Origin of the sequence: Haladaptatus sp. R4 (genome assembly GCF_001625445.1) — an archaeon.
Classification (GTDB): Archaea; Halobacteriota; Halobacteria; order Halobacteriales; family Haladaptataceae; genus Haladaptatus.
Genome location: NZ_LWHG01000011.1, coordinates 202,161 through 213,666 on the forward strand (window position 1 = coordinate 202,161; position 11,506 = coordinate 213,666).

Sequence of the window (11,506 nt, forward strand, 5' to 3'; positions counted from 1 at the left end):
CTACATCCCGCGTGCTTTGAGCACCGCACCCACGGCGAGGACGACGACGACTGCGCCAAACCCGACCTCGATCGTGTTTCCGGAGAATTCCTGTGTGAGAAGGACGGCGTAGCCGAGCACGAGAACGCCGATGACCATCGAGACGCCGCCGATGAGGTCGCCGACTCGTTCCTCGTCGGCGACCGCTGCCATGTTGATTCCGTTGATGAGTCCGGTCATCCCCTGATATCGAATCAGGTATCCAACGACGACTATGACGACTCCGACGGCGGCGACTACCGTCGGGTTCGATCCGCCGACGGCGAGCGGTATCTCGCTGTTCGTGCCGTCGACCAACCGGTATACGCTCACGGGAACCATATAGAACCGTTTTCGTCCAGATGTTTTCAAATTACCGAACTGTATTGATTTCGAATGAAACTGCAACAGATTTTCATCCGAGAAAATAGAAGGGATATCTAGGATTCCCCATGAAAGTACGATCATTATCCCTCCTACTACTGGTACTACTAGCAGGGTGTAACGGTGGACTTATCGCTAATAAACAACCCACAGACACGAAAGAACAGAAGCAGCAGCTACGATTCGTGGTTCAAAATGACGCATCATCGAACCAGCCTATCGATCTGACGTTTCAATCAAAGGACGGAAAGACCGTACTCAACCGGTCAAAAACACTCAAGCCAGGAGAAACGTGGGTCGTTACAACGTTCAACGTTTCCTCTCTGAATTCGCCGGTGAACGTCACCGCTACGCTGCCGAAGCGAGGATACACCACCGAGCTCGTTCCGATCCGGTCGACGGAGCGAGGAGCCCGTCTCCACACGATTACGGAAGATGGAATCGGTCTATACGAATGTGACTCAAATACGACGTGTTGGAAACAGGAAGCCAACAAACTCTAAAACTGTCTCCCATTCTCTCCGTCATAACTGCGGTTTCTATCGAGAGTGCCGAGAATGTGTGGCTGAGGGACACCAGGGGTAATACGAGTAGACAGATACTCTAGTTGTTTCGAGAACGGAGATCTGCACACAGGTGTTGAAGGGTTTGATAGAATTATAAAAATATGACAGAATCATCGCTCGGAACCGGAATCCTCCTTTGGGTTAGTTATGTATGCTCTCTGTGAACACGAGTGGGACAACAGAGGAAAGAACGTTTTAGCTTCGAACGACATTCTCCCCACAATGAGCGACTCCGACACCGTCGAGGAACCCTCGACGAGCAACCGGAACTCTTCGGGTTCCGACGACGGACCCAAACAGGTGGACTCCCCGAACTACCATCACGAAAGCCACACCGCCGCCCAGACCTGCGGGTGGACGGCCAACGCCCTGCGCGGGGAGGGAAAATGTTACAAGAACATCTTCTATGGAATCGAGTCCCACCGCTGCATCCAGATGACGCCCGTCGTCAAATGCAACGAGCGCTGTGTCTTCTGCTGGCGGGACCACCGCGGCCACTCCTACGAACTGGGCGACGTGGAGTGGGACGACCCCGAAGCGGTCGTGGACGCGAGCATCCGCCTCCAGCGCAAACTGCTATCCGGGTTCGGCGGCAACGACGACGTTCCGCGCGAGGTGTTCGAGGAGTCGATGGAACCGCGCCACGTCGCCATCTCGCTCGACGGCGAACGACCCTCTACCCCTATCTGCCCGAACTCATCGAGGCGTTCCACGACCGGAACATCACGACGTTCCTCGTGAGCAACGGGACGAACCCGGAGATGCTGGAAAAATGCGACCCGACGCAGTTGTACGTCAGCGTGGACGCCGCGGACCGCGCCACGTTCGACCACGTCGTCCGGGCCGTGGACGACGACGCGTGGGAGAACCTCATCGACACGATGGACGTGCTGGCCGGAAAGGAGGACACGCGGACCGTGCTCCGGACCACGCTCGTCGGCGGGGAGAACGTCGCCAACCCGGACTGGTACGCCGCCTTCTACGAGCGCGCCGATCCGGACTTCGTCGAACTCAAGGCGTACATGCACGTCGGCCACTCGCGCGGCCGACTCGACCGCTCCGCGATGCTCCACCACGAGGATGTCGTCGAGTTCACCGAGCAGGTGGGCGAACACATGCCCGAGCACGACGTGCTGAAGGACGTTCCCGCCTCGCGGGTCGCGTTGCTCTCGAAGACGGAGGACACGTGGGTGCCGAAGCTCAAGAAGGACAGCGAGTTCTGGGAGCGCGATTCGACGACATGGACGCCGCTGGGTGGGTGAGAATAGACGACTGGATGTTAGTTCGGGTCGGTCTCGAAGGCGTCTCGAACGCTTTCGGGAAGGTCCGGCCGAGGTGCCGTTTCGTGTCGTTCGACTTTTTCGGATTTCCGGGTGTTGTCGTACACTGACCGAGCGACTGGCACGCCGCGAAGGTAGTTGTATTCGTAGAGGACGTTCACTCCGTAGTTCGTCAATCCGTAGAATTTTGACGGGAGATCTCGTTTGTCCGCACTGGGTTCGTAGCGATACAAATCGAGAAGTTCAGCTTCGATGAGGTTGTCGAGTTGGTCACCGATTGCGGCCTTGCTTTTCGGAATCATGTAATCCAGTTCATCGAGTGAGACGAGGTGGTCCGGATGGCCAAGAATATTCTGAAGAATGAGGTGGCGCGTCTCTTGGGAGAGCAACTCGAAGAGTTGGCGTTGCTCCTCGAACGGCCCTGCCTCGTTGACTGACGAACTATCGCTCATCCGTTGTTACTTCGGAGGGGAGGCAGATAATACTTCGGTTGAACCAATCTGGTCAAATTTCTATAAACCTAATTAGTTAGAAAGACCTAACCGATTCGAATGGAGAAATAGCACGATGGACGAGGTATCGATACCACCAAACGCGAACGAAATCGAAGCGGCTGTCGATGAAGCCGTTCACGGCCTCGAATTGGACCCCCACGAAGCAGCACGAATTTTCGGATTCATAAACGAGGAACTACCATATCTCCAAACACCGGAGACGACGTATTTCGTTCTCGGGAGCTACTGGGAACCCTACATTCGTCGGCTTCGAATCGTGGAAAACGAACTGAACAAACGGATCGGTGCCTATGCGTTCGTGATGGGTGATGTTCGGGAAATCGGTCTCGACCGACTTCCCGAATTTCGGATTCGATTCCATCTCCTTGCCACCTACGCGGATGCCCTCGTTGGAGTCTATGAACAGGACGCTGGCGGAGAAATGACCGAACTGGGGAAAATCAGCGAAACACCGTACTTCGAGAAATCCCATGCTCTTCCGCGCGACTATTCGTGGATGTCTGGTGAACGGATAGCTGACGAACGAGATGTCGTGGCTGCTGGAGTCGCCATTTACGAGAACGACGAGCTATCCGACGACGAAACGGGGAGGGAACTCACATCACTCCTCGAAACGGCTCACAAAAACGGAATCGAAGTCGAACGGGAGGAACTCGAACACACGATTCAAAAGCGCCTTGAAGACGGCACTGATCCCGCAAACTACAGCTGGGTACACATCAACGAGTTCCGTCTGTTCGAACTACACGACCGTTGTTATCCGTGGATAGACGAAGGTGACCTACGGGATTGTGTGAAAAACGTCCCAAAGTAACCCCGCTCGGTCCGCCTACACCCGTTCGAGGTCCGTCTTCGTCAACTCGCTCTCCGCGTTCCCCGTGTTCGTCGTCCCCGATGGTTCGAACAGCAACGCTTCGACTTCCTCTTCGGCAACCGGCCGGTGTTCGACGCCTCGCGGGACGACGACCAGTTCGCCTTCGTCCAGCACCACGTCGTCTTCCTCCCGAAACTCGATGCGGAGCTGACCGCTCGTCACGAGGAACAACTCGTCCGCGTCGTCGTGCTGATGCCAGACGAACTCGCCGTCCAGTTTGGCGAGTTTGACCGCCTGCCCGTTCAGTTCGGCCGCGAGACGAGGGGACCAGTGTTCGTCGAAGCTTCCGAACGCGTCGTCGAGGTTCACCTTCTCCATGCGTGTCGGTCGGTTTTGGCGGAAAAAGCTCTGTGGGTCACGGAATTCCAACTCTCAGTTCGGCGCGTAGAACACCCATCCTTCCGACGGAACCGTGATGTCAACCCATCCGTCGCTCCCCGTCGTCACGTTGCCTGCCGTACCGCTGTAGTCGTGGAGGGTGGTGTTCGTCCACGAGGTGTACACCGACTGGGTTCGGCTACTGCCGCCGTTGTTGATGCCGACGAGGAGGTTGTTGTACCGTTCGTACACCGCGAGGTCGCTGTCGGCGTGCCGCCAGTAGGTCTCGCCGCCAGCGAGGTTCTTCTTCACCCAAACCATGTTGTTGATGGCGCTGTCGTCCAGAATCTCGTTCGGGTAGAGGTTGTAGATCATCGGTACCCCTTCGCTGGTGAGGACGAACGCGTGGGCGAGGTGGTACTGCGTCGGCGAGTCCACGTCGTGGTTGTAGACGAACGGATGGGCGTGGTACGGGTCCTGTTCGACGACGCCCGCGCCCTGTAGTTGACTGATATCGCCGTTCGAAAACGCGTCACTGAGGACGTAGTACAGCGGGTAGTCGAACGCGTCCATCCCCGTGTCGATGTAGCCCTGCACGTAGTCGATACTGCCGTCGTACACTTCGCCGATGCGGGCCAATCCGAGGTCGTCCGCCTTCGGGTTGGCGTAGTCGTTCCAGTATTTCTCCTCGACGTGTTTGACCGCGTCGTAGCGGTAGCCGTCCGCGCCGACGTCGGCGATTTTCTCCATGTAGTTCATCAACTCGCCTCGAACGTACCCCGAGGTGGACGATTCGTACTGCGCGAGGTCGGGGAGTCCGAGCAACTCGCCGTGTTCGACCTGATGATCGTCGCTCCAGTCGTCGATTGAGCCGACGTCGTGGTGGAAGTCGTTGTAGGAAAAGCGCGGGAAGTCGTAGTCGTGTCCCGACGCCATGTGGTTCATCACGCAATCGACGTACACTTCGAGACCCTGGTCGTGCGCTTCGCTGATGAGCGACCGGAGTTCGGACTCCGTCCCGAACTCGCTGTCGAACACCGTGTAATCGACCGGTTGATAGCCGAGCGGCGGGTCGTTGCGCCCGCTCTGGTCGCTCCACGTCAGGTCGCTCTTCTGCGGTGCCTGTATCCAAACCGCGTCGTAACCCCTGTCCGCGACTTTCGACAGGTTGTCGGTGATGGTCGACCACGTCTCGTGGAAGTACTGGAAGTGAACCGGTTCTCCCGCGGCCGTCACCTTCCCTGCGAGCGCCGGGAGTCCGGCACCGAGGCCGACGACCGAAAGCCCGCCGACGAACGCTCGCCGCGTCAGATTCGCCCGCCTCGATTCCGTGCGTTTCGCCTCTTCGCTCCCTCGTTTCGACTCCCGTCGTTCGTTGCCTGCCTCTGATTGCCGTTCTCGACCGTCCTCGATATGGGTCGTGTTATCTTCTGCCACCATGCATCTGTTACGTATTATCACAACACACTTTAAACTAGCCACTGTTCGGTTAAATTTCAATTATCGTGTTTTGTATCCATCTTCTCGGACGAATTCGAAGGACGGTACGTGCCGTCAGAAAATTGGGTTCGAACGTCGCTCGAACGGGCAGTTAGTCGTCGGAGTTTCCCGGACTCGGACGACTGCCGCTTTCGTTAGAGTCGGAGACGAACGCCGAAACCGGCGTACTGACCTCCTCCAGGGATTTCTGTGCGGCGTCGATTCCCCAGAACCATTCGACGATGGCTCCCAGTAGCATGAGTCCGGCAGCGATACAGTAGCCGTAAAACACGTTTATCGGCTCGCCGCTGCCGATGAGGTTCCCGAACAGTGCCGGAGCGACGACCCCGCCTGCTGCCTGTCCGATGGCGAAGAAGATGGCGATCGCTTGGGCGCGGACCTCCATCGGGAATATCTCGCTGACCGTCAAGTACGCCGCACTCGCCGCCGCCGTGGCGAAGAAGAACACCACACACCAGAGTATCGTCTGTGTGAGCGCTGTGAGCATCCCGTTTAGGAACAGGAAGCCGGTGATAGCCAACAGTATCCCCGAAACGCTGTAGGTCCCGGAAATCATCGGCCGACGACCGACCGTGTCGAAGAACCGACCGAGGGCGATAGCGCCGATGAAGTTGGCAGCGGCGAAGGCGATTCCGTAGTACGCCGTATCGGGCTTCGGGATGCTGTAGAACTGATGTAAAATCAGACCGTACGTGAAGTAGATGGCGTTGTAGAGGAACGCTTGCGTGATGAACAGGATACAACAGAGGACTGCACGTCGGAAGTTGTCCACGAATACCGTTTTGACGATGTTTCCGAGGGAGATACTCCCAATCGGTTCGATGGTCATGGAGTCGTCCTCGTCCGGTTCCTCCAACTCCTCGTCCGTGCTCTCTTCGACCCGCTCTTCGACGTCCTCGACGACCTCTTCCGCCGCGTCCGGCTGCTCGTGAATCATGAGCCAGCGTGGACTCTCGGGGACGTACCGTCGGAGAACGAGAATGAGCAACGCCAACGCCGCGCCGAAGCCGAACACGTACCGCCAATTGGCTCCGGAGGTAACGACGCCCGAATTCAGGAAGAACAACGTGATCACCGACGCGACGGCTGCACCGATCCAGTAACTACCGCTGATGGCCAAGTCGGCGTGCCCGCGGTAGTCGGCCGGAATCAATTCGTCGATGGCCGAGTAGACGGCCGAGTACTCTCCACCGATGCCGAGACCGGCGAGAAAACGGAAGAACGCGAAGCTGTAGAACCCGATGGAGAGTGCCGTCAGTGCGACACCGCTGAGATAGACACCCATCGTGATGAAGAACAGCTTCTGGCGACCGTATCGGTCGGTAAGCCACCCGAACCCTATCGCTCCACAGACTTCCCCTATCAAGTAGACGGACGCCGCGTAACCCACCTGTGCGCTCGTCAACCCCAGCGTCGATTTACTCGTGAGCATCGGTCCGATGGCTCCGACGAGGCCGATCTCCAGACCGTCGAGCAGCCACGTCGCACCGAGTGCAATGATTATCAGCCAGTGAAAACGAGACCAGGGTAGTCGATCCATCCGAGCCGGTATCTTCGTTTCGTACTGCTCCGCTTCGGTATCGTTCTGTGACATTGTGGTACACGGACAACCGTCGGGAGATATCTCTCATCGCGAGGTGACACCCTCCCAATCCCTCAGGGTTGTCGAGTTACTTTTCGTCGTTTTCGCGGTTAAGGTGGATGGCTTCTAGTGCCGACAGTTTAAACGACAACGCCATCCCCGTTTGCGATTAGTCGAAGCCGGACCGGGAACCACCACACTTAGATGTCGTCGCTGGCTACGTAACACCCGGAACAGTGATATCGAGTCTCACTGCGTAACGTTTCTGTTACGCATCCCATTTTCGGCACGCTTAAACGAACGAAGCACGGAGTATCGTGTATGCCAGCGACATCGCTCGTGGTCGGGTACGACGAACTCGCCGCGCTGAAGCTTCTCGCGCTCGACGGAGCACTCGAAAGCGAGGTCAAAGTGTCGTGTGCCGACCTCGCCGACCGCCTCGACGCGTCCAATCAGACGGCCTCCCGTCGCCTCCAGCGGTTGGACGACGCGGGCCTCATCACGCGTGAAATCGTCAGCAACGGCCAGTGGGTCGCCATCACTGACGACGGCGAATGGGAACTGAAACGCGAATACGAGGATTACCGTCGCATCTTCGAGAACCTCTCGGGCGTCGATCTCTCGGGAACCGTCACGGGTGGGATGGGCGAAGGGAAACATTACATCTCGCTGTCGGGGTACATGGAGCAGTTCATCGAACGACTGGGCTACGAACCCTATCCGGGAACGTTGAACGTCGAACTCACGGACGAAAGCGTCCGCGCCCGCTCGGCGATGAACGCGCTCGACCCCGTTCCGATCGACGCGTGGGAAGACGGCGACCGAACGTACGGTCCCGCGGTTTGCTACCCCGCCGCCATCGAGACGACGAACGGTGATTCCTACGAACCGGTGCACGTCATCTCCCCCGAACGAACCCATCACGACGAGGACCAGTTGGAACTCATCGCGGAATCGAAACTCCGCGACGAACTCGAACTGGACGACGGCGAACACGTCACGGTCCACATCGAGGAGGTCCAATGAGCCACCCCGTCGCCACGTCGGTCAAGCAGGCGGTCGCCGCGTTCCGCGACGGTTCCCCCGTTCTCGTCCACGACGCGGCCGACCGCGAAGGTGAAACGGATCTCATCTATCCCGCCGGTGCGGTCACGCCGGAAGCGGTCTCTCGCCTCCGCAACGACGCCGGTGGACTGATTTGTGTCGCCCTCTCCCACGATGTCGCCGAACGGTTCGACCTCGACTACATGGACGAAATCATCGAGCACCCGGCGAGCGAGGGTCACGACCTCGGTTACGACTCCCGCTCTTCCTTCTCGTTGACCGTCAACCACCGCGACACCTACACCGGTATCACGGACGACGACCGCTCGCTGACGATTCGAGAACTCGCGGCCGCGGCGGCGACACCCGAGGATATCGACTTCGCGGCCGAGTTCCGCGCTCCGGGGCACGTCCACCTGCTCAAGGCCGCTCCTGACCTGCTCGCCGAACGACAGGGCCACACCGAACTCGGAATCGTCCTCGGCGCGGCCGCCGACCGGTCCCCTGCCGTCGTCGTCTGTGAGATGCTCGACGACGAAACCGGCAGTGCGCTCTCCCCCGACGACGCCCGCGCCTACGCCGAACGCCACGACTTCCCGTATCTCGAAGGGGCGGAGATTGTCGAATCGCTCGGCTGACCATTTCGCGCACGTCTCGGGATGTGACCGTAATTCTTCATCTCGTAACGAAATTTCTTCCCTCTCGTTGCGGTAATCTCGAAACAGGTATGTCAATTATGAAAAATGTTAATCTCCTTGTAAGTCGATATCCTTTGTATGGACTTCAAAGTAAGAGCAATCGTGTACGGAATCGTCGCGACCATCATCGTCGGCCTCCTCAGTGGGGCAGTCGTCCCGTTCACGGACATGACACTTCCCATCGTGGGCGCTGGACTGACCGGCATCATCGGTGGTCTCGTGGCTGGCTACGTGTCCGGAACGAAACTCGATGACGGCGCGCTCAACGGCGGCGTCGCAACCGCCGCCGGGGCCATCGTCGCCCTCGTCGTCCTGACCGTCGCCGGATTGTTGGCCGCCGGTCTCATCACGACCATGGGTCTGTTCGCCTTCGGCGTGATGTACGTGATCGTCGCCGCGATCCCCGGTGCCGTCGGTGGCGCACTCGGGTCCTGGCTGAAGGGTCGCTCGGACGAACGCACCGCCGCACGGCCCGCCTGATACCGAATCGAACGGTCCGTCGGACGCGAACCGCCTGAACCACTCGTTTTTCGACCGATTCGAACGCGTTTCATCGTCGAGTCCGCTCCGTTCATACTTGAATAGTTGAACAACCGTTCATCTATCTTCGTGCAACCGAAACGCAGCGATTTCGATCCCGTTCCGACTTCGCTTCCATCTTGACTTCGGTTTCGTCCAACTTCGCTTTCGTCCTAACTCCGCTTTCGTCCCGACTTCGCTTCCATCCCGACTTCATCACACTCGTGGTACTCGAACCGTTCACCCCACCGCGAGTAATTCCACACAATCGTCCGAAGACAATCGCCAAAACTCATTACTGTGGCCTCCAATGGGTCGTACGTATGAGCTTTGACGAAATGGACGTGGACACGATCTGGATGGACGGCGAGTTCGTCGATTGGGACGACGCACAAATCCACGTTCTCACGCACGGACTGCACTACGGGACGGGTGTTTTCGAAGGGGTCCGTTGTTACGACACCGAAAACGGTCCCGCGATCTTCCGCTGGGAGGACCACCTCCAGCGCCTCTACGATTCGTGTAAACCCTACAACCTCGAAATCGACTTCAGCCCCGAGGAACTCACGGAGGCGACCCTCGAACTCGTCGACCGCCAGGACCTCGCTTCCTGTTACATTCGACCCATCGCCTACTACGGCTACGACAGCCTCGGCGTCAGTCCCGGCGACTGCCCGACCGAAGTGACAATCGCGGCGTGGCCGTGGGGCGCGTACCTCGGCGAAGACGCCCTCGAAAACGGCGTCGAGGTCATGATCTCCTCGTGGCGCAAACACGCCTCCAGCCAGATCCCGACGAACGCCAAGACGACCGGCCTGTACGTCAACAGCCTCCTCGCAGGTGAGGAAGCCCGACGCAACGGCTACGTCGAAGCCATCGTCCTGAACAAGGAAGGCAACGTCGCGGAAGGTCCCGGCGAGAACATCTTCATGGTCCGCGACGGCGAGATTTTCACCCCCGGACTCTCCGAGAGCATCCTCGACGGCATCACCCGCAACAGCGTCATCACGCTGGCCGAGGAGATGGGCTACGAGGTCCACGACGACGCGACCATCAGTCGCGGCGAACTCAACACCGCCGACGAACTGTTCTTCACCGGCAGCGCGGCGGAGGTCACGCCCATCCGGCAGGTGGACAACGTCGAAATCGGAAACGGTAGCCGCGGTCCCGTGACCGAGGAACTCCAGACCGCCTTCTTCGACCTCGTGAACCGTCGCACCGACGACCACGACGAGTGGTTCACGTACGTCGAATAATCGATTTCAGTTTTTACGGTTTCGTCCGTCGTCAGAGAGACACGGAAGGCGCGATAGAGACGGCGACTGGACATCCCGAGCGACGAAACGGACGGCTATCGAAAGGCCTCTATTTCGGATGGAAACCCGATGACTGAAGCGCCTTTTCGGTCCACTTCATCGACCTGAAACGCACCGCTGATCGGCCGGAACACACTGCAGAAAGATAGATCGCGGAGTTAGCTCGTGACGGCGACTTCGCCTTCCGCTCGCTCCGGTTCGCGGGCCTGCTGTTCTTCCTTCTCGCTCTCTTCTTTCTTGGCCTTGATCTTCTTCATTCGGAAGATCTCCTCGCGCTCTTGCTCCTCGAGTTTCTGCTCGATGTAGCTCTCGGACTCGTAGAGGTCCGGCAGGAGCTTGAATTCTAGCGCGTTGACACGACGCTTCGTCTTCTCGATCTCGTCCAGCATCTTCTTCATCGCCGTCTCGATTTCGGCGGCGAGGATGATGCTTTCGAGCAGGTCCTCGTAGGCGTCCGCGGTCTCGTCGATACGGGCGCTCGTCCCGAGGACACCGTACCCACGCTCGTCCAGCGACTTCTTGACTTTCGAAGACTCGATCTGCGGGACGACGACGCCCATGATGTTCTTCGACTCCGTCGTGATTTCGGGATGCTCACGGAGTGCCGCGGCGGCCCCACGAACTGCGACGTCCCCTTCCATCGCACGAGCCATGTTGATGGTCTGCTGTGCGCTCTCGTAATCCTCGTCCAGACCGGACCGTACGTCCTGTGCTTGGTCGAGGATGTCCATAAACTCCATAATGAGTCCGTCACGCTTCTGCTCCAGCGTGTCGTGACCCCGTTCGGAGAGATCGATGCGATCCTCGATCGCCATGAGGTTCTTCCGAGTGGGTTTGACGTCCGTGGCCATGTTGGTTGATCATAAAAACTCGAACGGGATAATTCTTTACA

Annotated in this window: 11 protein-coding genes and 1 pseudogene; 6 read left to right on the forward strand and 6 right to left on the reverse strand. The window is 58.4% G+C overall.

Annotated elements, in window-relative coordinates:
* Entirely contained in the window at positions 1 to 360 is a 360-nt protein-coding gene (locus A4G99_RS04670) for a hypothetical protein (RefSeq protein WP_066140026.1), read from the reverse strand.
* An 830-nt stretch (positions 361 to 1,190) separates the two neighbouring features.
* On the opposite strand from A4G99_RS04670, the pseudogene twy1 reads away from it, so the two are divergent.
* Positions 1,191 to 2,230, forward strand: a pseudogene (twy1, locus tag A4G99_RS04675) (4-demethylwyosine synthase TYW1).
* Between the two features lie 17 nt (positions 2,231 to 2,247).
* Here the strand turns inward: twy1 and A4G99_RS04680 are convergent.
* Entirely contained in the window at positions 2,248 to 2,700 is a 453-nt protein-coding gene (locus tag A4G99_RS04680) for a hypothetical protein (RefSeq protein ID WP_066140028.1), read from the reverse strand.
* A gap of 115 nt (positions 2,701 to 2,815) precedes the next feature.
* Between A4G99_RS04680 and A4G99_RS04685 the strand changes: the two genes are divergently transcribed.
* Positions 2,816 to 3,577 (forward strand): hypothetical protein, encoded by a 762-nt coding sequence (locus A4G99_RS04685; RefSeq protein ID WP_066140032.1) that lies wholly within the window; start codon positions 2,816 to 2,818, stop codon positions 3,575 to 3,577.
* Positions 3,578 to 3,592: 15 nt separating this feature from the next.
* Here the strand turns inward: A4G99_RS04685 and A4G99_RS04690 are convergent, their stop codons facing one another.
* From A4G99_RS04690 to A4G99_RS04700, 3 genes are all read right to left on the reverse strand, one after another.
* Positions 3,593 to 3,955 carry a cupin domain-containing protein gene (locus A4G99_RS04690; protein ID WP_066140036.1) on the reverse strand — a complete coding sequence of 121 codons (363 nt, stop codon included), beginning with the start codon at positions 3,953 to 3,955 and terminating at the stop codon, positions 3,593 to 3,595.
* A gap of 54 nt (positions 3,956 to 4,009) precedes the next feature.
* On the reverse strand, positions 4,010 to 5,392 hold the full coding sequence (locus A4G99_RS04695) for an alpha-amylase domain-containing protein (RefSeq protein WP_223301720.1): 1,383 nt from the start codon (positions 5,390 to 5,392) through the stop codon (positions 4,010 to 4,012).
* 154 nt (positions 5,393 to 5,546) lie between these two features.
* Positions 5,547 to 7,049, reverse strand: a complete 1,503-nt coding sequence (locus A4G99_RS04700) for an MFS transporter (RefSeq protein ID WP_066140042.1) — start codon at positions 7,047 to 7,049, stop codon at positions 5,547 to 5,549.
* A gap of 309 nt (positions 7,050 to 7,358) precedes the next feature.
* Between A4G99_RS04700 and A4G99_RS04705 the strand changes: the two genes are divergently transcribed.
* The 4 genes from A4G99_RS04705 to A4G99_RS04720 all read left to right on the forward strand — a co-directional run bounded on the left by A4G99_RS04705 (position 7,359) and on the right by A4G99_RS04720 (position 10,554).
* Complete coding sequence (locus tag A4G99_RS04705; protein WP_066140044.1) at positions 7,359 to 8,063, forward strand: DUF120 domain-containing protein; 705 nt, start codon at positions 7,359 to 7,361, stop codon at positions 8,061 to 8,063.
* Complete coding sequence (ribB, locus tag A4G99_RS04710) at positions 8,060 to 8,719, forward strand: 3,4-dihydroxy-2-butanone-4-phosphate synthase (protein ID WP_066140047.1); 660 nt, start codon at positions 8,060 to 8,062, stop codon at positions 8,717 to 8,719. Before A4G99_RS04705 ends, ribB begins: the two co-directional genes overlap by 4 nt.
* Before the next feature lie 138 nt (positions 8,720 to 8,857).
* Positions 8,858 to 9,259 (forward strand): DUF5518 domain-containing protein, encoded by a 402-nt coding sequence (locus A4G99_RS04715; protein WP_066140052.1) that lies wholly within the window; start codon positions 8,858 to 8,860, stop codon positions 9,257 to 9,259.
* A 362-nt stretch (positions 9,260 to 9,621) separates the two neighbouring features.
* Entirely contained in the window at positions 9,622 to 10,554 is a 933-nt protein-coding gene (locus A4G99_RS04720) for a branched-chain amino acid transaminase (protein ID WP_066140056.1), read from the forward strand.
* Between the two features lie 218 nt (positions 10,555 to 10,772).
* Here the strand turns inward: A4G99_RS04720 and A4G99_RS04725 are convergent, their stop codons facing one another.
* Positions 10,773 to 11,465, reverse strand: coding sequence for a V-type ATP synthase subunit D (locus tag A4G99_RS04725; RefSeq protein WP_066140059.1), 693 nt, complete (start codon positions 11,463 to 11,465; stop codon positions 10,773 to 10,775).
* Positions 11,466 to 11,506 lie beyond the last annotated feature (41 nt).